23 protein-coding genes are annotated in these 23,198 nt (G+C 71.7%); 13 read left to right on the top strand and 10 right to left on the bottom strand.

The annotated features are described in order from the left end of the window. Nucleotides 1-128 precede the first annotated feature (128 nt). A complete protein-coding gene (locus tag AB0N16_RS34220; protein ID WP_365803573.1) occupies nt 129-545 on the bottom strand; it encodes a DUF4395 domain-containing protein in 417 nt (138 codons plus the stop codon). Nucleotides 546-651: 106 nt separating this feature from the next. On the opposite strand from AB0N16_RS34220, the gene AB0N16_RS34215 reads away from it, so the two are divergent. The 4 genes from AB0N16_RS34215 (at nt 652) to AB0N16_RS34200 (ending at nt 3,804) form a co-directional block, all read left to right on the top strand. Continuing rightward, entirely contained in the window at nt 652-1,065 is a 414-nt protein-coding gene (locus AB0N16_RS34215; protein ID WP_351712963.1) for a thioredoxin family protein, read from the top strand. Between the two features lie 208 nt (nt 1,066-1,273). Then, nucleotides 1,274-1,783, top strand: a complete 510-nt coding sequence (locus tag AB0N16_RS34210) for a flavin reductase family protein (protein ID WP_365803571.1) — start codon at nt 1,274-1,276, stop codon at nt 1,781-1,783. 217 nt (nt 1,784-2,000) lie between these two features. Continuing rightward, nucleotides 2,001-2,789 carry an electron transfer flavoprotein subunit beta/FixA family protein gene (locus AB0N16_RS34205; RefSeq protein ID WP_351712967.1) on the top strand — a complete coding sequence of 263 codons (789 nt, stop codon included), beginning with the start codon at nt 2,001-2,003 and terminating at the stop codon, nt 2,787-2,789. 52 nt (nt 2,790-2,841) lie between these two features. Next, nucleotides 2,842-3,804, top strand: coding sequence for an electron transfer flavoprotein subunit alpha/FixB family protein (locus AB0N16_RS34200; protein ID WP_365803569.1), 963 nt, complete (start codon nt 2,842-2,844; stop codon nt 3,802-3,804). Nucleotides 3,805-3,863: 59 nt separating this feature from the next. On the opposite strand, the gene AB0N16_RS34195 is transcribed toward AB0N16_RS34200, so the two are convergent. After that, nucleotides 3,864-4,805, bottom strand: coding sequence for an endonuclease/exonuclease/phosphatase family protein (locus AB0N16_RS34195; protein WP_365803567.1), 942 nt, complete (start codon nt 4,803-4,805; stop codon nt 3,864-3,866). Between the two features lie 210 nt (nt 4,806-5,015). On the opposite strand from AB0N16_RS34195, the gene AB0N16_RS34190 reads away from it, so the two are divergent. Next, on the top strand, nt 5,016-6,320 hold the full coding sequence (locus AB0N16_RS34190) for an aldolase/citrate lyase family protein (RefSeq protein ID WP_365803565.1): 1,305 nt from the start codon (nt 5,016-5,018) through the stop codon (nt 6,318-6,320). Between the two features lie 37 nt (nt 6,321-6,357). On the opposite strand, the gene AB0N16_RS34185 is transcribed toward AB0N16_RS34190, so the two are convergent. Together AB0N16_RS34185 and AB0N16_RS34180 are read right to left on the bottom strand one after the other, a co-directional pair. Beyond that, a complete protein-coding gene (locus AB0N16_RS34185) occupies nt 6,358-7,155 on the bottom strand; it encodes a hypothetical protein (protein WP_365803563.1) in 798 nt (265 codons plus the stop codon). 7 nt (nt 7,156-7,162) lie between these two features. Further along, complete coding sequence (locus AB0N16_RS34180) at nt 7,163-8,212, bottom strand: LacI family DNA-binding transcriptional regulator (protein WP_365803609.1); 1,050 nt, start codon at nt 8,210-8,212, stop codon at nt 7,163-7,165. 221 nt (nt 8,213-8,433) lie between these two features. Between AB0N16_RS34180 and AB0N16_RS34175 the strand changes: the two genes are divergently transcribed. Beyond that, complete coding sequence (locus AB0N16_RS34175; protein WP_365803561.1) at nt 8,434-9,390, top strand: ROK family protein; 957 nt, start codon at nt 8,434-8,436, stop codon at nt 9,388-9,390. Nucleotides 9,391-9,496: 106 nt separating this feature from the next. Here the strand turns inward: AB0N16_RS34175 and AB0N16_RS34170 are convergent, their stop codons facing one another. Beyond that, nucleotides 9,497-11,515 carry an NPCBM/NEW2 domain-containing protein gene (locus tag AB0N16_RS34170; RefSeq protein WP_365803559.1) on the bottom strand — a complete coding sequence of 673 codons (2,019 nt, stop codon included), beginning with the start codon at nt 11,513-11,515 and terminating at the stop codon, nt 9,497-9,499. Between the two features lie 571 nt (nt 11,516-12,086). Between AB0N16_RS34170 and AB0N16_RS34165 the strand changes: the two genes are divergently transcribed. Further along, nucleotides 12,087-12,278, top strand: coding sequence for a hypothetical protein (locus AB0N16_RS34165; protein ID WP_365803557.1), 192 nt, complete (start codon nt 12,087-12,089; stop codon nt 12,276-12,278). A gap of 143 nt (nt 12,279-12,421) precedes the next feature. Further along, nucleotides 12,422-13,462, top strand: coding sequence for an NUDIX domain-containing protein (locus AB0N16_RS34160; RefSeq protein ID WP_365803555.1), 1,041 nt, complete (start codon nt 12,422-12,424; stop codon nt 13,460-13,462). A 79-nt stretch (nt 13,463-13,541) separates the two neighbouring features. Here AB0N16_RS34160 and AB0N16_RS34155 read toward each other — a convergent pair whose 3' ends face one another. After that, nucleotides 13,542-14,264 (bottom strand): MBL fold metallo-hydrolase, encoded by a 723-nt coding sequence (locus AB0N16_RS34155; protein WP_365803553.1) that lies wholly within the window; start codon nt 14,262-14,264, stop codon nt 13,542-13,544. Nucleotides 14,265-14,325: 61 nt separating this feature from the next. Continuing rightward, entirely contained in the window at nt 14,326-15,681 is a 1,356-nt protein-coding gene (locus AB0N16_RS34150) for a dipeptidase (protein WP_365803551.1), read from the bottom strand. A gap of 218 nt (nt 15,682-15,899) precedes the next feature. On the opposite strand from AB0N16_RS34150, the gene AB0N16_RS34145 reads away from it, so the two are divergent. Beyond that, nucleotides 15,900-17,186, top strand: coding sequence for a geranylgeranyl reductase family protein (locus AB0N16_RS34145; protein WP_365803550.1), 1,287 nt, complete (start codon nt 15,900-15,902; stop codon nt 17,184-17,186). Here AB0N16_RS34145 and AB0N16_RS34140 read toward each other — a convergent pair. Further along, complete coding sequence (locus tag AB0N16_RS34140) at nt 17,176-17,625, bottom strand: nitroreductase family deazaflavin-dependent oxidoreductase (protein ID WP_365803548.1); 450 nt, start codon at nt 17,623-17,625, stop codon at nt 17,176-17,178. The two genes, AB0N16_RS34145 and AB0N16_RS34140, sit on opposite strands and share 11 nt — an antisense overlap. Nucleotides 17,626-17,829: 204 nt before the next feature. Between AB0N16_RS34140 and AB0N16_RS34135 the strand changes: the two genes are divergently transcribed. Further along, a complete protein-coding gene (locus AB0N16_RS34135; RefSeq protein WP_365803546.1) occupies nt 17,830-18,534 on the top strand; it encodes a TetR/AcrR family transcriptional regulator in 705 nt (234 codons plus the stop codon). Between the two features lie 194 nt (nt 18,535-18,728). Here the strand turns inward: AB0N16_RS34135 and AB0N16_RS34130 are convergent, their stop codons facing one another. Next, on the bottom strand, nt 18,729-19,832 hold the full coding sequence (locus AB0N16_RS34130; protein WP_365803544.1) for a medium chain dehydrogenase/reductase family protein: 1,104 nt from the start codon (nt 19,830-19,832) through the stop codon (nt 18,729-18,731). Between the two features lie 326 nt (nt 19,833-20,158). Between AB0N16_RS34130 and AB0N16_RS34125 the strand changes: the two genes are divergently transcribed. The 3 genes from AB0N16_RS34125 to AB0N16_RS34115 all read left to right on the top strand — a co-directional run bounded on the left by AB0N16_RS34125 (nt 20,159) and on the right by AB0N16_RS34115 (nt 22,866). Beyond that, complete coding sequence (locus tag AB0N16_RS34125; protein WP_365803542.1) at nt 20,159-20,809, top strand: TetR/AcrR family transcriptional regulator; 651 nt, start codon at nt 20,159-20,161, stop codon at nt 20,807-20,809. Nucleotides 20,810-20,971: 162 nt separating this feature from the next. Then, nucleotides 20,972-22,204, top strand: a complete 1,233-nt coding sequence (locus AB0N16_RS34120; RefSeq protein WP_365803540.1) for a sensor histidine kinase — start codon at nt 20,972-20,974, stop codon at nt 22,202-22,204. Next, entirely contained in the window at nt 22,201-22,866 is a 666-nt protein-coding gene (locus AB0N16_RS34115) for a response regulator transcription factor (RefSeq protein ID WP_365803538.1), read from the top strand. Before AB0N16_RS34120 ends, AB0N16_RS34115 begins: the two co-directional genes overlap by 4 nt. Here the strand turns inward: AB0N16_RS34115 and AB0N16_RS34110 are convergent. After that, nucleotides 22,827-23,111: a DUF6332 family protein gene (locus AB0N16_RS34110; protein WP_365803536.1), complete on the bottom strand. Its 285-nt coding sequence runs from the start codon at nt 23,109-23,111 to the stop codon at nt 22,827-22,829. The genes AB0N16_RS34115 and AB0N16_RS34110 overlap by 40 nt on opposite strands. Between the last annotated feature and the right edge of the window lie 87 nt (nt 23,112-23,198).

Genomic DNA, 23,198 nt, shown 5'->3' with positions numbered 1-23,198 from the left:
GAGCCGTAGGTTTACGGCGTATCGCAGATCGTGCCCGAAGAACGGACGGGTAGCCAGCCCTGGTGCCCCGGAGTGGCGAGATCCTCGTCACGTCGGCCTATGATCCACCTCGACTTTTTAACCTGCCTTTACTCTGCGCGTACCCCTACTCGGCGGATGAGCAGGAACATCTCGCACCCCAGGCAGTACCCGAACGCCGCGTTCAGGAAGGCCGCGGCGAGCGCGATCCCGGTCGCCGCGAGTCCCAGCCAGCCGGGGCTCAACGCGAAGCCGACCAGGCCGAGTCCCGCGAACACCAGTCCCACCGCCTGCGCGAATCGCGGGGGTTCCGGTGGTTCGAACTCCGTAGGGGGAGTGAGCCGGGGTCGTACCGCCGTCCGGAACGCCCAGCCGTACGGCGAACGGCTGACGCCCGCGGCCGCGCCGAGCGCGAACACCAGTGTCTGCCAGGCGAGGATCCAGGGGTTCCGGGTGATCAGCGCGGCGGCCAGTACGACCGTCGTCACGGCCGCCGCGAATCGCGGCCCACGTGCGTCGATGTCCATGAACCAAGGATTCCGCCCCGAGGGCCGATAGGGGAGCCGGGAATCTTTGCAGTCTCGTGAACGCTGGTCCATATGGTCGGCGGCGTCGTGAAAGCTGGGGCACGTGATGACCGGACTGATGGTGTGCGTGGCGGTGCTCGCGGCGGCGAGTGTCTACGGAGTGCTGCACAAGCGGCGGAGCGGGAGGGTACGGGTGCGCGGGCGGGACGACGGCAAGCGGCTCGGAGCGGCCGAACTCGGTGCCGAACTCGGCGGACGCGCAACGCTGGTGCAGTTCTCCAGCGCCTTCTGCGCCCCCTGCCGGGCCACCCGGCGGGTGCTCGGAGAGGTCGCCGCGTTGGTCCCTGGGGTGACCCATGTCGAGATCGACGCCGAGGCCCACCTGGACCTGGTGCGCGAACTGGAGATCCTCAAGACACCCACCGTGCTGGTGCTCGACGCGGCCGGCCGGGTGGTGCGCCGGGCCACCGGACAGCCCCGGAAGGCGGACGTCATCGCCGCGCTGGGAGAGGCGGTCTGACGGACGTGCCGATGACGGTGAGGCAGCTCCCATATCGCGGAACGTACTTGACTGGGCGTACCACCTATCGTCAGCCTGACCGTATGTCCCATGAACTCCTTCTCTTCGGGCGGGTCCACGTCGACCTGGCCCGCACCGCGAGCGCGCGCTGTCCGGGTTGCTGAACAACCCCGGACCCGAACGCCGCCTCCCCCAGAAGGAAGACTCCATGACGGCCACGCCCGACCTCGCCACCTCCCGGCTCGCCTCTCCCGACCTGCTCCGCTCCGCTTTCCGGCGGCATGCCGCCGGAGTCGCGGTGATCACCGCGCGGGGGGCCGGCGGTCCGGTCGGCTTCACCGCCACCTCCCTCACCTCCGTCTCCGCGGAGCCGCCGATGCTCTCCTTCGGCGTCGGCACGGGCGCCTCCAGCTGGCCCGCGATATCCACCGCCGAGCACATCGGCGTCCATATCCTCGGCGAGCACCAGGCCGAGCTCGCGGCCACCTTCGCGCGCAGCGGCGCCGACCGGTTCGGGGCGCCCACCAGTTGGCGCGAGGGCCACGCGGGGGTTCCGGTCCTCGACGACGTGCTGGTCTGGCTGGTGTGCCGGGTCGTCGCACGGGTGCCGGCCGGCGACCATCGCATCGTGCTGGCCGAGGTGGTCGTCGGAGACCCCTCCCGCGCCGGCCGGCCGCTCCTGTACCACCAGGGCGGTTTCAACGGACTGCGCGATTGATCACGCGCCCTCGTTCTGCGCAGGGGGCGCATTCCGGTTACGCTGCGTTGCGAAGGTCACAGTTCAAAGCGCTTGCTTAGCGGGAACGGACTGGGTGTACTGACGAGTAATATTCCGTTCGGAGCGCGCGGCCGCCCCGACCGGGATGAGCCGCTTGGGGCGCCTATGCTGCCTTCAAGAGGCAGCCCAGAAAAGACGATGCAGTAGGAGAGCCGGCGTGAGCCTGAGGATCGTTGTCACTGTGAAGTACGTGCCCGACGCCACTGGCGACCGGCACTTCGCCGATGACCTGACCGTCGACCGTGACGACGTGGACGGTCTGCTCTCCGAACTGGACGAGTACGCGGTCGAACAGGCGCTGCAGATCTCCGAGAACTCCGACGACGACGTCGAGGTCACCGTCCTCACCGTCGGCCCGGAGGACGCCAAGGACGCGCTGCGCAAGGCGCTGTCGATGGGTGCGGACAAGGCGATCCACGTCGAGGACGACGACCTGCACGGCAGCGACGTGATCGGTACCTCGCTGGTGCTGGCCAAGGCGATCGAGAAGGCCGGCTTCGACCTGGTGGTCTCCGGTATGGCCTCCACCGACGGCACCGCCGGTGTGGTCCCGGCCCTGCTGGCCGAGCGGCTGGGCGTCCCGCAGGTCACCCTGCTCTCCGAGGTCTCCGTCGAGGACGGTGTCGTGAAGGGCCGTCGTGACGGCGACGCCGCCAGCGAGCAGCTGGAGGCCTCCCTGCCGGCGGTCGTGTCCGTCACCGACCAGTCGGGTGAGGCGCGTTACCCGTCCTTCAAGGGCATCATGGCCGCGAAGAAGAAGCCGGTGGAGTCCTGGGACCTGTCCGACCTGGACATCGAGGCCGAGGAAGTCGGTCTGGAGGGTGCCTGGAGCGCGGTCGAGACCGCCACCGAGCGTCCGGCCCGCACGGCCGGCACGATCGTCAAGGACGAGGGCGAGGGCGGCAAGCAGCTCGCCGAGTTCCTCGCGGGCCAGAAGTTCATCTGAGCCCCGCAGCCGCCGACCGCCCCTCAACTGATCCAAGCAGGAGAGCATTCCCATGGCTGAAGTCCTCGTCTACGTCGACCACGTGGACGGTGCCGTCCGCAAGCCCACCCTGGAGCTTCTGACCCTGGCCCGCCGGATCGGCGAGCCTGTCGCCGTAGCCCTCGGCAACGGCGCCGCCGACACCGCCGCCGCCCTCGCCGAGCACGGCGCGGTGAAGGTCCTCACCCACGACGCGTCCGAGTACGCCGACTACCTGGTCGTGCCGAAGGTGGACGCGCTGCAGGCCGCCTACGACGCCGTGTCCCCGGCCGCCGTCCTGGTTCCCTCCTCCGCCGAGGGCAAGGAGATCGCCGCGCGTCTCGCGCTGCGCATCGGCTCGGGCATCATCACCGACGCCGTCGACCTGGAGGCCGGCGACGAGGGCCCGGTGGCCACCCAGTCGGTGTTCGCCGCGTCCTTCACCACCAAGTCCCGGGTCTCCAAGGGCACCCCGGTCATCACGGTCAAGCCCAACAGCGCCGCCGTGGAGGCCGCCCCGGCCGCCGGTGCGGTCGAGGCCCTCGCGGTGACCTTCTCCGACAAGGCCACCGGCACTAAGGTGACCGGCCGGACCCCGCGTGAGTCGACCGGGCGGCCGGAGCTGACCGAGGCCGCGATCGTGGTCTCCGGCGGCCGCGGTGTCAACGGCGCCGAGAACTTCGCGATCATCGAGGCGCTCGCCGACTCCCTCGGCGCGGCCGTGGGTGCCTCGCGTGCCGCCGTCGACGCCGGCTGGTACCCGCACACCAACCAGGTCGGCCAGACCGGCAAGTCCGTCTCCCCGCAGCTGTACATCGCCAACGGCATCTCCGGCGCCATCCAGCACCGCGCGGGCATGCAGACCTCGAAGACGATCGTCGCGGTCAACAAGGACGCCGAGGCCCCGATCTTCGAACTGGTCGACTTCGGCGTGGTCGGCGACCTCTTCGACGTCGTCCCGCAGCTCACCGAGGAGATCAACACCCGCAAGGGCTGATCACCGCCAGGCTGTCCGAGGCCCCCGTGACCGAGACCGGTCACGGGGGCCTCGTGGTGTCAGCGCAGGCTCAGTGAGGCCCGCACGGGCAGATGGTCGCTGGGGAACTGGCCGTGCATCGAGAAGGTGTCGATCGTCGCCCGGTGCGTGGTCACGTCCGGCGAGGTCAGGATCCAGTCGATGCGGTCGCCGCCCTGCTCGAGCCGGTGGTAGCCGTGGAAGGTGCCGTAGAGGGTGCCGCGCCGCTCCGCCGCGTCCCAGGCGTCCACGAGCCCGGAGTCCACCAGGGTGTCGTAGGCCGGGTTCTTGTGCGCGGCAGCGTTGAAGTCGCCGGTCACCACGACCGGCAGCGCGGGGTCGAACTCCGCGATCCGCTGGGCGAGCAGGGTCGCACTGCGCTCGCGGGCGTACTGGCTCTTCTGGTCGAAGTGGGTGTTGGCGACGTAGAACTCCCGGCCGTCGTCGGCGAGATCGCGGAACCGGGCCCATGTGACGATGCGGGGGAAGGCGGCGTTCCAGGTGTTGGAGCGGATGACCTCCGGGGTGTCGGAGAGCCAGAAGGTGTAGTGCTCCACAGGGGCCAGGCGCCGGATGTCGTAGTAGATCGCCGTGGACTCGTCCCGGCTGCCGCCCTCGCGGCCGGTGCCGATCCAGTCGTAGTGCGGTCCGAGGTCGGTGTCGATGTCGCGCAGCTGCTGGTAGAGGCCTTCCTGGGTGCCGATGACCTGAGGGTGGGCGCGGTGCAGCAGTTCGCGCATCACGGGCCGGCGGTCGGCCCAGCTGTTGGGTTCGGCGGTGCCGGCGTAGCGCAGGTTGAAGGTCATGACGTCGAGCCGGGGCGCGCGCCGCGGCGGGATCGCCCGCCCGGCCCGCAGGGTGGCGGGCGGCGTGGAGGAGGCGGACGAGGCTGAGATCGCGGCACTGGAGAGGGGCACGGTGACCGCCGCGGCCAACAGGACCTTCAGGCCCAGGCGGCGGGTGACTCGGCGCTGGTTCGGCACGGGGGCTCCTTCGGTGGCGACGGCCGGACGAGGCGTGCGTAAGGCGAGTCCTGCGCGGAGAGTGTGCTACCCAGGTGTGAGCCGAGCGTGAACATGTCCAGATGGGGGCGTGTCGCACGGTGGACATGGTGTTGACCATCCCGAAGGCGCCCGGATAACTTCATTCAACGGATTGTTGATTCCGTACAGTGGAAAATAGGAGGGTGTGGGATGGGCCAGGGCCAGCAGCAGAAGGTGGCGACGAGCCTCGCGGGCGCCGTCAGCGAGGAGATCAGCGCCTCCCTCGCGCCGGTCGACGCCGAACTGGAGCGCCGCTACCCGGGCGACCCCGGCACCCGCCAGCCCGTCCACACCGTGTACGTCCCCGGTGACGCCTTCGCCGCCGACACCGTCCGCTCCTGGGGCGACCGGGCCCTCGCCGCCCTCGACGAACACGCCCCCGACGCCGCCTCCTTCGCCGCCGTCCTCGGCCTGTCCGACGAACTCGCCGAGCCCGTCTACTCCCGGGTCCGCGCCAAGCTGGAGCGCGAGCCGATCGAAGACCTGCGCGTCGACTTCGAGGACGGCTACGGCCCCCGCCCCGACGCCGAGGAGGACGAGACGGCGGCCCGGGCGGCGCGGCTGATCGCCGAGGCGTATGCCGACGGTACGGCGGCGCCGTACATGGGCATCCGGATGAAGTGCATGGAGGCCGCGGTACGCGACCGGGGCATCCGCACCCTCGACATCTTCCTCACCGGGCTGATGGCGTCCGGCGGGCTGCCCGAGGGCCTGGTACTGACCCTGCCGAAGGTGACCTACCCCGAGCAGGTCACCGCGATGGTCCGGCTGCTGGAGGCCTTCGAGAAGGCGCACGGCCTGGAGCCCGGCCGGATCGGCTTCGAGATCCAGATCGAGACCAGCCAGTCCATCCTCGCCACCGACGGCACCGCCACCGTCGCCCGGATGATCCAGGCCGCCGAGGGGCGCGCCACCGGCCTGCACTACGGCACCTTCGACTACAGCGCCTGCCTCGGCGTCTCCGCCGCCTACCAGGCCAGCGATCACCCGGCCGCCGACCACGCCAAGGCGATCATGCAGGTGGCCGCCGCCGGCACGGGCGTACGTGTGTCGGACGGTTCCACCAACGTGCTGCCGGTCGGCCCCACCGCGAAGGTGCACGACGCCTGGCGGCTGCACTACGGACTCACTCGGCGCGCTCTGGCCCGCGCCTACTACCAGGGCTGGGACATGCACCCCGGCCACATCCCGACCCGGTACGCGGCCGTGTTCGCCTTCTACCGCGAGGGCTTCGAGCGGGCCGCCGGCCGGCTCGCCCGGTACGCCGGCCGCGCCGGGGGTGACGTCATGGACGAGCCCGCCACCGCCAAGGCCCTCGGCGGGTATCTGCTGCGCGGCCTGGACTGCGGCGCCCTCGGCATCGCCGAGGTGGCCCGGCTGACCGGGCTGACCCGCGCCGATCTGGAGGGGTTCGCGGCACCCCGGCGCGGCGATCTGACGGCCTCCGGCAAGTAGCGGCCCCGTCACGCGGCTGGACGAACGTCGGCGACGTCTACGTCAAGGGCGGCGACCACGACGAGCCGGACCCCGGACTTCCCGTCCGGCGAGTGCGGACGTACCGCTCCAGGCCCGACGCGACCGCCCACTTCCTCTCGGCGAACAGCCGGGTGCCCCGCCGGCACAGTTCGGCGTCGGCCCGCGCACGGGCGGAGAACTCCTCGGGTGTGGCGCCGAACAGTTGCCTCAACTCGCCTGATTCCGCCAGGAGTCCGGTGAGGAGGGCGCGCTCGCCGGGGTGGCGCCGGGGGGTGCCGGTGCCGTCGTGCAGGACGCCGTGCCGGTTGACGTAGGCATGGACGCCGGACAGCGTGGTGCCGTCCGCCAGGTCGACGCGTACGTCCGGGGCGGGCAGCCAGGCGCGGCCGAAGTTGCCGCCCGGCAGCGGTACGCCCTCGCTCGCGTCGATCACCTCCAGTTGCGGCCCGTCCAGCCAGACGACGAACAACTCCCGTACCGTCGTGGGGGAGTGGACCGGGGACGCCGAGACATAGCCGAGCCGGCTGACATGCGCGGAGACGCCCACGTCGAGCCCGGTCACCCGGGAGCGCACCATGGGGATCGGCCCGGTCACCCCGGACTCGGCCATCTTGTGCTGGAGTTGGGCGGGAGAGGCGTTGGAGCCCACCGCGAGCACCGGTACCCGGCCGTCGTCGTGCACCAGCCGGTCCAGCGGCACCAGCCGGTCGCCGTCGAGGAGTCCGGATTCGGCGGGCCAGACGCCGGGGTAGGTCAGCGGATGGTCGCGCGGTGCCTGGTCCAGGCCCAGTTCCCTGAGCGTACGGCCGGTCATGCGCGGCTCACTCCGAAGGCGGCAGCTCGCCCGAGCCGCGGGTGACCAGCCGGGTCGGCAGCTCGATCCGCTCCGGTGCCATGAGACTGCCGTCCAGCTGGCGGAAGAGCCGCTCGGCGGCCGTACGGCCGAGCAGGGCCGCGTCCTGGGCGACGACCGTGAGGCCCGGGTGCAGCAGATCGGCCAGCTCGATGTCGTCGAAGCCGACGAGCGCGACCGGGCGCGGCTGTTCGGCGAGGACCCGGATCACGGTCACGGTCACCCGGTTGTTGCCCGTGAAGATCGCCGTGACCGGAGCCGGCCCGGACAGCATCTCCTCGGCGGCCCGGCGCACCCGCTCGGGGTCCGTCATGCCGAGGGAGGTCCACGCCGGCTCGACGGATATCCCGGCGTCCTCCATCGCGGCCCGGTAACCGCGCAGCCGCTCGGCCGCCGTGTGGATGCGGGGCATGTCACCGATGAAGCCGATCCGGTGGTGGCCGTGCGCGATCAGATGGGCGACCCCGTCGCGGGCCCCGCCGTAGTTGTCGGACAGCACCACGTCGGCGTCGATCCTCCCGGCCGGGCGGTCCACGAACACCGTGGCCACGCCCGCCCTGATCTCCGGTTCCAGGTAGCGGTGGTCGTCCCCGGCCGGGATCACCACCAGCCCGTCCACCCGCCGTGCGCACAGCGCCAGCGCCAACTCCTGCTCCCGGTCGGGGTCCTCGGCGCTGGACCCGTTGATCAGCAGCGCGCCATGGGCCCGCGCCACCTCCTCGACCGCACGGCTGAGCGGGCCGTAGAACGGGTCGGCGAGGTCCTCCAGGACGAGACCGATGCTCGCGGTACGGCCCTTGCGCAGCACCCGCGCGCTGTCGTTGCGGCGGAAGCCGAGCGCGTCGATCGCCTCCTGGACCCGGCGCTCGGTGTCCGGGGTCACCCCGGGCTCGCCGTTGACCACCCGGGACACCGTCTTGAGACCGACACCGGCGCGCGCAGCCACGTCCTTCATCGTCGGCCGGGTCCCGTAACGGGAGCCGGGAAGACGGTCTGCGCGGCGGAAGGTCTCGGGCACGATGCGGCGTCCTGTCCTGTCGTCCACGGTGGGATTCCTGTTGTCCACGGGGGATGCACAGGTCCATGGGTTTGTATGAGGATGTGGCGTCGAGCATAGAGCCTGGACAACGTTGTCAGCTGCGAGGGAGACTGTCCACCGCAATCTCCGGCCCGCGCCCCCACCGCTGGACGGCTGCCTTTCACTCGGTTACTCATGGTTGACGGGGAGATCTGACTCTGATGCACACCGACCTCGTGGCGGCCCTCGACATCGGCGGCACCAAGATCGCCGGCGCTCTGGTGGACGGTCACGGACGGATCCAGGCGCGCGCCCAGCGCGCGACGCCCGCCCAGCAGGACGGCGAGACGGTCATGGGGGCCGTCGAGGAGGTGGTCGGCGAACTCGCCGCTTCACCCCTGTGGGGGCGGGCCGGCTCGCTCGGAATCGGCAGCGCGGGCCCGGTGGACGCCTCCGCGGGCACCGTGAGCCCGGTCAACGTGCCGGGCTGGCGGGATTTCCCCCTGGTGGAACGGGTGCGCGCGGCCGCCGGCGGGCTGCCGGTCGAGCTGATCGGCGACGGCGTCGCCATCACCGCCGCCGAACACTGGCAGGGCGCGGCCCGCGGCCACGACAACGCGCTGTGCATGGTGGTGTCGACGGGTGTCGGCGGCGGCCTGGTGCTCGGTGGCAAGCTGCACCCCGGGCCGACCGGCAACGCGGGCCACATCGGCCACATCAGCGTCGACCTCGACGGGGACCCCTGCCCCTGCGGATCGCGCGGCTGCGTGGAACGCATCGCGAGCGGGCCCAACATCGCCCGGCGCGCGCTGGAGGGCGGCTGGCAGCCGGGTCCCGACGGCGACACCTCGGCGGCGGCGGTCGCGGCCGCGGCCCGGACCGGCGACCCGGTCGCGGTGGCGTCCTTCGAGCGGGCCGCGCAGGCGCTGGCGGCCGGGATCGCGGCCACCGCGACCCTGGTCGAGATCGACATCGCGGTGATCGGCGGCGGTGTGGGCAAGGCGGGGGACATCCTCTTCACGCCGCTGCGCAAGGCCCTCACCGACTACGCGACCCTCTCCTTCGTGCAGCGTCTGACGGTCGTGCCGGCCCAGATGGGCACGGACGCGGGCCTGGTGGGCGCCGCGGCCGCCGCGCTGGCCCAGAGGGGCACGGACGCGACGGCGGCGGGGGTCTGAGGCAGCCGCGGGAGCAGTAACGTTCAGGCCCGGTCGGCCGGGGTTCAGGTCCGGCCGACCGAGCCGGTCGGGAACGGCTGGGCGGGAACGTGTGACGTGCGGGACGTCAGCAGGTGATCCGCGCGTCCGCCCAGTCGCCGTGGTCGGAGGTGACGCCGTTCCCGCCGTCGGTGACGACGAGGCTGACCACCTCGGCGCCGGTGACGTCGGCGGTGAGCGGCTGGGCCGGCAGGTCCGTGGTCAGTACGCCGGTCGAGGCGACCTTCGTGCCGTCCGCCCAGACCTCGAAGGAGACGCTTCCGTCGGCGGCTTCCTCGTCGTCCACGCCGACGTCGGCGGTGACCTTCTCGCACGCCTTGCCGGTGTAGTAGTCGATCTGGCTCTGGGCGTGGGTGCCGAGCCCCTTGGCGTACACCACCCCGCCGACGGTGATCGGGTGCCCGTCGCCCGCGGCGGTCTCCCCGTTGCTGGTGTCGCGCTCCACGGGGCCCCAGCCGTTGCCGGCCGACAGCCAGGGAAGATCGCTGAGGTAGGAGCTTCCGGCGGGCGGCGGGTCCGCGACGGTCATCGTGAGCGTCAGCGTGCTCTCGGCGCGCACACCGGCCGGCGACCGGTAGCTCGCCCTGAGCCCGACCTCGTACGACCCCTTCGGCGTCCCCGCGGGCGCGGTCACCTTCCAGCCGGTGCGCAGGGCACGGCCCGTCGGCAGCGCCGTGGTCCTGGTCGGCGAGGTCGGGGTGACGGTCCAGCCGTGCGGTCCGGTGAGCGACACGGAGACCTTGCGGGCCGTCGTGCGTCCGAGGTCGGTGACGGACGTGGTGAGCGCGGCGGCGCTGCCCGGTTCGATGAACTGGCTTCCGTTCAGGCCCAGTTCGACGGCCGGCGGGTTGGCCGCCCAGTGCCGGTCGGCGGCGACCCGGACCAGGACGGTGCCGTGCGCCGGGACGACCGCGGAGAGGGTGCCCGCGGTGTTGTAGCTCCGGTGCTGCCACAGGTCGCGCAGGGTGTAGGCGGGCGCCTTCGGGAGGCCGACCGCCTGCGCGGTGGTCGCGATGCGCTGGGGTGAGTTGGACTCGTTGAAGAGGGCGACCGCGCGGCTGCCGTCCTTCATCTCCTTGGCGACGACCCAGCGTCCGCCGGTCGAGGAGACCACCGTGCCCTGCCTGCCGAGCGGGTCCTGGTCGACGGCGATGACCTCCTTGTTGTCCAGGATGTCGAAGGTCGCCCGGGAGGCCTTGCGCAGGTCGGTGCCGATGAGCAGCGGGGCGGCCATCACCGACCACATCGAGAAGTGCGAGCGGTACTCGGTGTCGGTCATGCCGCCGTTGCCGACCTCCAGCATGTCCGGGTCGTTCCAGTGCCCGGGGCCCGCGTAGGGCGCGAGCGGCAGGTTCTGCTTCAGGATCGACACCATCGAGCCCCAGTTGTCACTGATGTCCCCGGTGGTGCGCCACAGCTGGCCCACGTCCGACGCCCACTCCCAGGGCTTGTTCTCGCCCCATTCGCAGATGCTGTAGACGATGGGCCGCCCGGTGGCCTTCAGCGCGTCCCGCATGGTGAGGTAGCGCTGCTTGGCGTCCACGCCCTGGTTGTTGCAGTTGTCGTACTTGAGATAGTCGACACCCCAGTCGGCGAACTGCCGGGCGTCGCTGTACTCGTGGCCGAGGGCGCCCGGGAAGCCCGCGTCGTTGCAGGTCTTGGTGCCCGCGCTGGTGTAGATGCCGAGCTTGAGACCCTTGGCGTGCACGTAGTCGGCGACCGCCTTGATGCCGTGGGGGAACCGCGCCGGGTCCGGGACCAGCTTGCCGTCCGCGTCGCGGCTCGGCAGGGCCCAGCAGTCGTCGAGGTTGACGTACCGGTAGCCGGCGTCCTTCAGGCCCTTCGCCACGAAGAGGTCCGCGATGCCCTCGACCATGGCCTCGTCGAAGTCCGTGCCGCAGTGCGTGGAGTTCCAGTTGTTGAAGCCCATCGGCGGGGTGAGGGCGAGACCGTCGGCGGAGGCGGGCGAGCCGCTTGCCCCGCGGGCGGCGGCAGGTGCGGCGAGGCCCGCCGTGCACAGCAGTGCCGCGGCCAGTGCTCCGACCACTCTTCGGCGGGTTGTGCGGGTGTGAGGGTGACGCGTCATTACGCTCCTCCGACTCGCGAAAGGTGGGATGACGGCATACGGGCGTCATCGGTGCGCGCTTATGGTAGGAGCTGTTGGGCTGTGTTGGAAGGGAAGCGGTACAGGTTGCTCCCGCTTCCCTATTCGCCTGATCGCAGGGCTGGTTGGGACGGAAGCGTAGTCCTGTCCGTTGGATTGTGTTGAATGTGACGCTGCGAGAGGCTATGAGATGTCTGGGTCTGACCTGTGGATGACCTGGCCAGGACATCCGATGTCCTGTCGTGGCGAGGGCGCAGGGCCTCAGATCGGCTGCTCGGGCAGCCGGGGCGGCCGGGCGCGCCACGCCCGGCTCCCGGACCGGTTTCGAGCTCCACGGGGCCGGTGGGGCACCGGAGGGTCGTGGTCGGTCGTGGGCCGGTCATGGGGTACGGCTTCCTGTGGGGACGGCGGTTCGGGCTCCCCGGCGTCAGCCGCGCCGTGATCGTCCAGGCCGCCCGGTTTCCAGGCCGCCCGGTTTCCAGGCCGACGTGCCGCGTTGCTCTCCTCGTGGGTTCGCCCGTGACCCCGGGCCTCCCGCACAGTTGAGACGGGCATGAAGAAGCGCAGCATGCTCGCCATCGCCAGCCTGGCCACCGGATTCGTCGTGGCCGCCATCACCCCGTCGCACGCCGCCGCCGACGGCCCGCTCGACGACCTGCACGTCTCGGACACCCTGGAGCACGTCGGCCACCTCGTGGGCGAGGACAGCTTCCAGACCGATCGGGATTTCCTGGGCCAGGAGTAGCCCGGCGGGGCGGGAGCGAACGACGGTGCCGGTGGTCCGCGGAGGGAAACCGGCACACGTTCTGGGCGCCCTCAACGGGAACTGGTTTCCGTGGCAGTGTGGAGCGGGCAAGCCTCAGGGGGCCAACAGAAGAGGGGGAGTCCGTGATCGTCTGGGTCAACGGCGCGTTCGGTGCGGGTAAGAGCACCACCGCACGTGAACTGATCGAACTGATCCCGAACAGCACGCTCTTCGACCCCGAGATCATCGGCGGGGCACTGACACACCTGCTACCGGCCAAGCACCTCACCGAGGTCGGCGACTTCCAGGACCTGCCGATCTGGCGACGACTGGTGATCGACACGGCGGCCGCGATGCTGGCCGAGCTGGGCGGCACCCTGGTGGTTCCCATGACGTTGCTGCGCCAGGAGTACCGGGACGAGATCTTCGGGGGCCTCGCCGCCCGCCGGATCGTTGTCCGGCATCTGTGCCTCACCCCGGCCGAAACGATCCTGCGCGAGCGAATAGCCGGGCGGGAGATCCCGCCCGACCTGCCCGACGGCGAGATACGCGTCCGGCAGTGGTCGTACGACCAGATCGAGCCCTACCGCACCGCCCTCGCCTCCTGGATCGGCGCCGACGCCCATCTCGTCGACACCAGCGCCCTCACCCCGTACGAGACGGCCGTGTACATCGCCGAGGCCGTCGGCACCGGTACCGCGCCCGTCTGCGCCATCGTGCAGACCCCGGAGCCCACCGCCGAGACCCTCGCGGCCGGGGTGCTCCTCTTCGACGAGGAGGACCGCGTCCTGCTGGTCGACCCCACCTACAAGGCCGGCTGGGAGTTCCCCGGCGGCGTCGTCGAGCCCGGCGAGGCCCCCGCGCAGGCGGGCGTGCGTGAGGTCGAGGAGGAGACCGGGATCCGGCTGGAGAAGGTGCCGAGGCTGCTGGTCGTCGACTGGGAGCAGCCCGTGCGGCCCCGCTACGGCGGCCTGCGGCTGCTCTTCGACGGCGGCCGGCTGGACTCCGCCGAGGCCGGGCGGCTGGTGCTGCCGGGACCCGAGCTGCGCGGCTGGCGCTTCGTCACCGAACAGGAGGCCGCCGAGATGCTGCCCCCGGTGCGTTACGAACGGCTGCGCTGGGCGCTGCGGGCCCGCGAGCGCGGCGCCGCGCTCTATCTGGAGGCCGGCGTCCCGGTCGGCTGACGTTCTCCGACTGTCTGTCGAGGCCGCGATGTCGGTGTGGGCGGGGATACGGCGCGCGGTGCCGGTCATGTCCCCGGGGTCAGCGCGGCGGCCCGTAGGTGTCCGCGGATTTCCGCAGCACCCGGGATGCCTTCGCGGTCACCGGATCACCATGGCCGAAACAGGCCACCTCCGCGTCCAGACCGGCCAGCCGCCCGAAGGACGCGACGGCCCGGCCCCGGTCGAGATTGAACACCCCGAGTATCACCGAACCGGTGACCGGGGACACCGCCACCGCATCCCCGGTGAACAGCACGCCGTGCGCAGGGAGATGGAGCGCGATGCTGCCGTCGGTGTGACCTGGGACGTGGACGACCCGGGCGCCGCCGCCGAATTCCAGGACGTCACCGTCGGACAACTCCGTCACCTCGTCCGGGCGGACCGGATCGCCGACCGGCAGCAGTTTCGCGACCTCGGCCTGGATCGGCCGCTCCCACTCCTCGAACACCGGCGGCGGGCCCGGGAATTCACCCCGGATCACCGGTGCGTCCAGGCGGTGGGCCAGCACCTCGGCTCCGCTGAGGGCGGCGAACTCCGCCGCACCGCCGACGTGATCCTCGTGGAAATGGGTGAGGACGATCCGGCGCACCGACGAAGGGGACCGGCCCAGCGCGGTCAGCGCGTCGGCGACCGGCCGGCCCGACCCGAGCGGGCCGGCGTCGATCAGCGTCGAGGCGCCGGCGTCCGGGTCGTGCCAGAGGTAGGCCTGGCCGACCGGGAAGCGCAGCAGGTGCAGCCGGGGGAGCAGTTCGATGACGTCCATGCCCCGACCGTAGGAGGACCCCCGTCCGCGGACGAGGGTCCTCTGCCGTCGGCAGAGCGGTTCAGCCCGCCGCGTAGTTCCGCAGGAACAGCGCCTCGGCCACCGACAGGCGCTCCAGCTCCTCGGGAGACACGCTTTCGTCGACCGCGTGGATCTGCGCCTCCGGCTCGCTCAGACCGATCAGCAGGAACTCGGCGTCCGGGTAGAGGCTCGCCAGGGTGTTGCACAGCGGGATGGAGCCGCCCTGCCCGGCGTACTGCATCGTCTCGCCCGGGTAGGCGACTGCCATCGCATCGGCCATCGCCCGGTAGGCCGGGCTGGTGGTGTCGGCGCGGAACGGCTGTCCCTGGCCGACCGCCTCCGTCCGCACCCGGGCACCCCACGGCGTGTGCGCCTCCACATGGGCCTGGAGCAGCTTGCTCGCCTCGGCCGCGTCCACGCCCGGCGGCACCCGCAGGCTGACCAGGGCACGGGCGCTCGCCTGCACCGACGGGGTCGCGCCGACCACCGGCGGGCAGTCGACGCCGAGCACCGTGACCGCCGGACGCGCCCAGATGCGGTCCGCGACCGAGCCGTCACCGATCAGCCCGACGCCGTCCAGCACCTTGGCGTCCTTGCGGAACTGCTCCTCCTCGTACTCCAGCCCCGCCCAGCCCGACTCCGCCGCGAGCCCGTCGACGGTCGTCGAACCGTCCTCCGCGCGCAGCGAGTCCAGCACCCGGATGAGCGCGGCCAGCGCGTCCGGGGCGGCGCCGCCGAACTGCCCGGAGTGCAGATTGCCCTGAAGCGTGTCGATCTGGACCCGGAGCAAGGTCATGCCGCGCAAGGTCGTGGTCACCGTCGGCAGGCCGACCCGGAAGTTGCCCGTGTCGCCGATGACGATCGTGTCCGCCGCCAGCAGTTCGGGGTGCTGCTCGGCGTACCGTTCCAGGCCACCGGTGCCCATCTCCTCCGAGCCCTCGGCGATCACCTTGACGTTGACCGGGACGCCGCCGTTCGCCTTCAGCGCACGCAGTGCCAGCAGGTGCATGATCACGCCGCCCTTGCAGTCCGCGGCACCGCGCCCGTACCAGCGGCCGTCCCGCTCGGTCAGCTCGAACGGCGGGGAGGTCCAGGCGGCCTCGTCCAACGGTGGCTGCACATCGTAGTGCGCGTACAGCAGGACCGTTTTGGCACCTTCCGGCCCCGGCAGATAGCCGTACACCGACTGCGTGCCGTCCGGGGTGTCCAGCACGGCGACGTCCACGAAGTCCTCGGCGCGCAGCGCGTCGGCGACCCAGTTCGCGGCGCCCTCGCTCTCGCTCCTGGGGAACTGGACGAAGTCCGCCACCGACTTGAAGGCCACCAGCTCGGCGAGCTCCGCCTTCGCCCTGGGCAGCAGGGCGGCGACGGTCTCGGCGACCGGATTGGACGACATGGGCACGCTCCTCGTGGGTGCGACGTTGAACTGGTGAGTACGCCGATCCTCCCACAGCGGCCTGCGGCGACCTCCGCCGTAGGATGCGGGGGGACAGGTGACGGGTGCCCGCCTGCGGGCGGACACGCCCTGACCCACGGCTTGATACGGCACCTACGGCATTGACACGGCATACGGCATTTACGGTTTCTACGGCTTGATCGGAGCAGCGGACCATCGTGAGCGGTGAGAATTCTTCGGCGGACGACGCGCAGCTGGTGTGGGACGTCGTCGTGGTGGGCGCGGGACCCGCGGGGGCCTCGGCGGCCTACGCGGCGGCGGTCGCGGGACGGCGCGTGCTGTTGCTGGAGAAAGCCGAGCTGCCCCGCTACAAGACCTGCGGCGGCGGCATCATCGGACCCTCGCGCGACGCGCTCCCGCCCGGCTTCGAGCTGCCCCTCAAGGACCGGGTGCACGCGGTCACCTTCTCCAACAACGGAAGGTTCACCCGCACCCGCCGCTCCAAGCAGATGATGTTCGGGCTGATCAACCGGCCCGAGTTCGACCAGCAGCTGGTCGAACACGCCCAGAAGGCGGGCGCCGAACTGCGCACGGGCGCCGCCGTGCAGCGCGTGGAACAGCACGGCTCGGCCGTTCCCGACCGGCGCACGGTCGCCGTCGTCCTGCAGGGCGGCGAGACCCTGCTGGCCCGTGCGGTGGTCGGCGCCGACGGCAGCGCCAGCCGGATAGGCGCCCACGTCGGCGTGAAGGTAGACCAGGTGGACCTCGGCCTGGAGGCGGAGATCCCGGTGCCGGAGACCGTCGCCGAGGACTGGAAGGGACGGGTCCTCATCGACTGGGGCCCGATGCCCGGCAGCTACGGCTGGGTCTTCCCCAAGGGGGACACCCTGACCGTCGGCGTGATCTCCGCGCGCGGCGAAGGCGCGGCCACCAAGCGGTACTTGGAGGACTTCATCGCCCGGCTCGGCCTCGCCGGCTTCGAACCGAGCATCTCCTCCGGCCACCTGACCCGCTGTCGCGCCGACGACTCGCCGCTGTCCCGAGGCCGGGTGCTGGTGTGTGGTGACGCGGCCGGCCTCCTTGAGCCGTGGACCCGCGAGGGCATCTCCTTCGCACTGCGCTCGGGGCGGCTCGCCGGGGAGTGGGCGGTGCGGATCGCCGAGGCCCACGACGCCGTCGACACCCGCCGTCAGGCGCTGAACTACGCCTTCGCCGTCAAGGCCGGCCTCGGCGTCGAGATGAGCGTCGGCAAGCGGATGCTCGCGGTGTTCGAGCGCAGGCCCGGCGTGTTCCACGCAGTCCTGACCGGCTTCCGCCCCGCGTGGCGCGCGTTCAAGGAGATCACCCAGGGCCGGACCTCGCTCGGTGAACTCGTCCGCTCCCACCCGCTCGCCCAGCGCGCCCTCACCACACTGGCTCCGGAGCCGGCGGCCTCGGCGAAGGCCGCCGAGGCGAACGCGGACGACGTGGACGACGCGGACACGGAGGACTCGGTCACTTCGTGACGGCGATCCGGAAGACCGGGTGGTCGGGGGCGATGCGGCGCAGGTCGGCGTCGGGCGAGTCGGGGCCGACCCCGTTGAAGAAGACGCCGACCTCGGCCTTCCAGCGCTTCAGGTAGGCCCGCAGCAGCTCGACCTTGTCGTCGTCGGCGACCTCGGTGGCGGTGAAGACGTCCACGTTCTTGCCGAGCCGCAGTTCGCCGCCACCGGCGGCGCGCATGTTGTGGGTCCACTGGACGTGGCCGCGCGGCGCGAGCAGATACTGCTGCCCGTCCACCGTCAGCAGGTTCACAGGGGTGGTGCGCCACTCCCCGCTCTTGCGTCCGCGGACGGCGAGGACGCGGGAGCCCCAGACGCTGATACCGCGTCCGGTGAGCCAGGCCACGGCCCGGTTGAAGATCTTGACGGTGAACCAGCCGGGCTTCTGGACGTGTGTCGACACGGGGACCCCCACGGTTTAGGAGAGCGGTGCTCTCGCTTGACTGCAGTGTGGGGGAGATCGGCGATCCAAAGCAAGAGCATTGCTCTCTTTCTTGTGCGGCGCACTTGTTTGAGATCGGTGCACCGGAAGGAGTTCGGTGCTCTAGTACCAGTGCACTGCTCCAAAACGTGTGCACCGCTCCGTGTGCGTGGCAGACTGCTTCCCATGACCACCGCACAGGGCGCCCGCGCGCGAGCCAGGATGGAAGTCACCGCGGCCATCAAGGACGAGGCACGCAGACAGCTCGCGGCCGAGGGTGCGGCCAAGCTGTCGCTGCGGGCCGTCGCACGCGAACTCGGCATGGTCTCCTCGGCGCTCTACCGCTACTTCCCCAGCCGGGACGAGCTGCTCACCGCGCTGATCATCGACGCCTACGACTCCCTCGGTGAGGCCGCCGAGGCCGCGCACGCCGCTGCCACTGCCGCCGACGCCGACGCCGTCCCGGCGCGGCGCTGGGTCACCGTGTGCGAGGCGGTGCGCGGCTGGGCGCTGGCGCACCCGCACGAGTACGCGCTGATCTACGGCTCGCCTGTGCCCGGCTACTCGGCCCCGGACACGACCATCCAGCCGGCCGCCCGGGTCGCGCTCGTCCTGATCGGCATCCTGCGCGATGCGTTCGAGCAGCGAGGTCTGGCTCGTACCCCTGTGCCGGCCGAGCTCGCGCCCGAGGCCCGCCGGATGGCCGACGAGCTGGTGCCGGGCCTCCCCCCGGAGGTGGCCGTCGCCATGGCCGCGGCGTGGGCGCAGCTGTTCGGGCTGGTCGGGTTCGAACTGTTCGGCCAGTTCAAGGGGGTCGTGGAGGACCGTGACCGGTTCTTCCGTCATGCGGCCGCCCAGCTCGCCCATGGGGTGGGCCTGGTCTTCCCGTAACGGGCTGCGCTGGGCGGGATGACGTAGGCGCCGTTGCCTCGACCTGGGCGCGCCTCCGCCGACGACGGGGCGTTCATGGAGGGCGGTCGCCGAGCCCGAGGCCATCACGGTGCCGGGGGTTGTCACGTTGCCGGGGGTGGTCACGGTGCCGGCGGTTGTCACGGTGCCGGCGGTTGTCACACCGCGGGCGGTCGTCACCGTGTCTGGGTGTCCGGCGTACCGGCGCCGTCTTCCGGGACGAGTACGACCTTGCCGGCGACTGTGCCGGACTCGGCGAGCCGCAGGGCCTCGGCTGCCTGGGTGAGGGGCAGCCGGGCGGCTATGCGGGCGGTGACCTCGCCGCGCCGGAGGGACTCGAACACCTGGGTGAGGTCGGCGCTCAACCGGGCCCGAAAGCGGTCCTTGCCGAGCGCACGGCCCTCCCAGACGTTGAAGAAGTACGCGTGCCGGCCGTTGGGCAGCGCGTTCCACAGCCACACCCGGCCGAGGATCTTGAGGACGGGCAGCTGCTTGGAGCCCGAGTCGTCCCGGGTGGTGGCACTGCCGTAAGCGACCAGGGTGCCGCCCGGGGCGAGGAGCTGCCAGGAGTCGATGACACTGCGGCCGCCGAGGTGGTCGAAGACGGCGTCGACACCGCCGGGGGTCAGTTCACGGACCCGGGCCGGGACGTCCTCGGTGCGGTAGTCGACCGGGGTGACGCCCAGGTCCCGCAGCGCGTCGTGGTGACGGGCCGAGGCCGTGCCGATGACGTGCAGGCCCGCCGCGCGCGCTAGCTGGACGAGGACCGTGCCGACACCGCCGTTGGCGCCGTGCACCAGGATCGTGCCGCCCTGCCGCACCCTGGCCTTGCGGTGCAGCATCTGCCAGGCGGTGATGCCGTTGACGACCAGCGTCTCGGCCTCCGCCGCGCCGACACCGGCTGGAACCTCCACGGCGTCGGCCGCGTCGAGCACGACGTGACTGGCCCACCCCCCCACCTTGACCAAGGACGCCACCCGCTTGCCGACGAGCCCGGACGCGACCCCCTCGCCGACCGTGAGCACCGTGCCGACCAGGTCGTAGCCCGGGACGAAGGGGAACGGCGGCTGGTCGTAGTAGCGGCCGCGGCGCATCTGCTGCTCCGCGAAGGAGACGCCGGTGGCCTCCATGCGTACGACGATCCGGCCGGCCCCCGGGACCGGGATCTCGCCGCGCCGGATCTGCAGACCTTCGGGCTCCACGATGCCCGGCAGGACGACCTCGACGAGCTGGGTCTCGGCTGCGGTGCCCTCGGGCGCGGCGGTTTCGGCGGTTTCCATGACGACCTCCATGACGATCTCCCTGTGGATGCAGTCGCAAGCGAGAGAAGTACTCGCTTGCGTTAGAAGCTATAACTAACATGACTGGCGTTCGCGTAAGTGTCAAGCTGTCGCACCCCGGGGTGCACTAACGGTCGTTAGAACCCATCTCGAAAGTGATAGCTTTAAACGGACGGAGTACGCCTGAAGGTCAGAGGCAAGGTCCGGGGCTCGGAAGGCACGGAAACCCGGAAACGTGAAGCGCTCGGGACGCCAGGACGCCCGGATGCCCGAGCGCCCGGCATTCGGGCGACTGAGAGGTCGGTAGCGAGAGGAGCGTGCAGGTCATGGCGGCAGAAGCGGTGAGCCCCCGCGAGCGGTACCGGAGCCAGGTGCGGGCCGACATCAAGGCGCGCGCCTGGGAGCAGATCGCCAAGTCCGGCGCGTCGGGTCTGTCTCTGAACGCGATCGCCAAGGAACTGGGCATGAGCGGCCCCGCCCTCTACCGCTACTTCGGCAGCCGGGACGAGCTGATCACCGAGCTGATCCGGGACGCCTACCGCAGCCTGGCCGACACCTTCCGGGCCGCCGCCGACTCCCGGTCCGGTATCGAGGGCCTCGCGCGTGCCCTGCGCCGCTGGGCGCTAGACGATCCTCAGCGGTACTTCCTCGTCTACGGCACGCCGGTGCCCGGATATCACGCGCCCGACGACATCACCGCCATCGCCCGGGAGATCATGGCCGCGCTGCTCGACGTCTGTGCGGCGGCCGAGCCCGAGGCACCCGCCTCCGCCGGCTTCACCGCGCATCTCGCCCAGCATCGCCAGTGGGCCGATGGCCATCCCGCGTCGCCGGGGGTGCTGCGCCGGGCGTTGGCGTTCTGGACCCGGATGCACGGTGCGCTCTCCCTCGAACTCGCCGGGCAGTTCGCGGGCATGGGCTTCGACCCGGAGCGGCTGTTCGACGCCGAGGTGGCGGAACTGGCATCCGGCAGCTGACCCCCTTCGCACCCCCGCACCCCAACCCCCGCACCCGTACCCCAACCCCCGCACGCCCGCGTCGCAACGCGCCCGGCGGCCCGGCCTACTTCCCGGGGAGTACGCGTGATCACCTCGCCGGGCTGACGCTCGGGCGGGCCGGCGCCGTCTAGCGTGGCGGACATGGACGAGCAGCGGGTACGGGAGCGCGGCCCCGCGCACTGGTGGCGCTACGGGCCCCCGTGGTGGCAGCGCGCCGACGAAGGCGTGGACGAGCCGTCGCGCGGCCGGCTGCCGTGGCGCACCACCGTCCCGCTCACCGTGCTCGTGCTGGTGGGTTCGAACTTCGCCGCCCACCAGCAGCCGCACCGCGAACCCCTCGACGTGTACGCCCGCCTGCTGCTCCTCGCCGTCTGCGCGCTGCTGCTGTGGCGGCACCGGCACCCGGTGCCCGTGGTGTTCGGCACGGCGGGGCTCGCCCTGGTCTACCTCGCGGCCGGCTACCCGTTCGGGCCGGTCTTCGCGGCCGTCGCCGTGGCCTGCTTCAGCGCCGTCGTCGCCGGGCGCCGCCGGGCCGCCTGGGCGGCCGTCGGGATGCTGTGGGGCGGCCACCTGCTGATCTCGCTCTGGTTGTACCGCTGGCTGCCGCCGCCGGGCGACACGGGGGCGAATCCCGGCCAGGAGACGATCATCGCCACCTGGGTGCTGATCATCGTCTCGGTGGCCGAGCTGGTCCGGCTGCGGCGTGAGCAGTGGGCGCGGGAGCGGGCGGACCGCGCCCAGGCGGCCCGGCGGCGGGCGGACGCGGAACGACTGCGGATCGCCCGCGAGCTGCACGATGTGCTGGCGCACAGCATCTCGGTCATCAACGTCCAGGCGGCCATGGGCCTCGCGCTGCTGGACTCCGACCCCGAGCAGGCCCGGTCCGCGCTCACCACCATCAAGGCCGCCAGCAAGGAGGCGCTCGGCGAGGTCCGTCAGGTGCTCGACACCCTGCGCGCCCCGGGAGACGCGCCGCGTACGCCCGCTCCCGGCCTGGGGCGGCTGCCGGAACTGGTCGAACAGGCGGCGAGCGCCGGACTCACCGTGGCGGTGGAGGGGGAGCCGCCGCGGCTGCCGCCCGGCGCCGACCTGGCCGCCTTCCGGATCGTGCAGGAGGCGCTCACCAACGTCGTGCGGCACTCGGGTTCACGGCACGCGCGCGTGCGGCTCGACCACGGGGGCGGAGAGCTGCGGCTGCGGATCGACGACGATGGTCCCGCGACCGGCGCGGACGCGGGCGGCAGCGGGAACGGGCTGGCCGGGATGCGGGAACGGGCGGCCGCGCTGGGTGGCACGATCGAGGCGGGACCGCGCGCCGGCGGCGGCTTCGGGGTGCTGGCCGTACTGCCCTTGGACGACCGGGAGGACCGATGATCCGGGTACTGCTCGCCGACGACCAGTCGCTGGTGCGGGCCGGTTTCCGGGCGCTGCTGGACGCGCAGCCGGATGTCGAGGTGGCCGGAGAGGCGGCGGACGGCGAGGAGGCGCTGCGCAAGGTGCGTGAACTGCGCCCGGATGTCGTCCTGATGGACATCCGCATGCCGCATCTCGACGGCCTGGCGGCGACCCGCCGAATCACCGCGGAGGAGGCGCTGGCGGACGTCAAGGTGGTCATGCTGACGACGTTCGAGCTGGACGAGTACGTCTTCGAGGCGATCCGTTCCGGTGCCTCCGGCTTCCTGGTCAAGGACACCGAACCGGAGGAGCTCGTGCGCGCCGTCAGGGCGGTGGTGGGCGGGGACGCGCTGCTGTCGCCGGGGGTGACACGGCGGCTGATCGCGGAGTTCGCGGCCCGTTCCAAGGAGCCGACCGCCGCCGACGCCCTCGCTCAACTCACCGACCGGGAACGGGAGGTGATGGCCCTGGTCGGCATCGGCCTGTCCAACGAGGAGATCGCCCGCCGTCTGGTCGTCAGCCCCCTCACCGCAAAGACCCACGTGAGCCGCACGATGGTCAAGCTGGGCGCCCGCGACCGTGCCCAACTGGTCGTCCTGGCCTATGAGTCGGGGCTGGTGCGGCCGGGCTGGCTGGGCTGAGAGGACCGCTGGAAGCGGACCAGCACGCTGACGACCCGGGCGAAGAACACCACGGTGGCCAGGGCCACGCCCACCGGTGGCAGCACACGTGCGAGGCCACCGGGCAGATCGAAGAGCAGTACCGGTCCCGCCACTGCTCCGAGGGCCACCACGGCCGCGAACACCGCACTGCAGAGCGCGTATCCGATCTCCACGGTGATCGCGTCACGCTCGGCCTGACCGCGCCGTTCCCCGTGACCCGTCATTCCGGCAGTGTCACACCCGTGCGCCCGGCGGAGCAACCAGCCCCGCCGGGCGCACGTTCGGAGGCGTCCCCCTGTGGCCGCGCGTCG

It is taken from the genome of Streptomyces sp. NPDC051105 (genome assembly GCF_040682795.1).
In the GTDB taxonomy this organism is placed as follows: domain Bacteria; phylum Actinomycetota; class Actinomycetes; order Streptomycetales; family Streptomycetaceae; genus Streptomyces.
The sequence above is the reverse complement of the archived record's forward strand: the minus strand, read 5'-3'. Positions and strand labels throughout refer to the sequence as shown.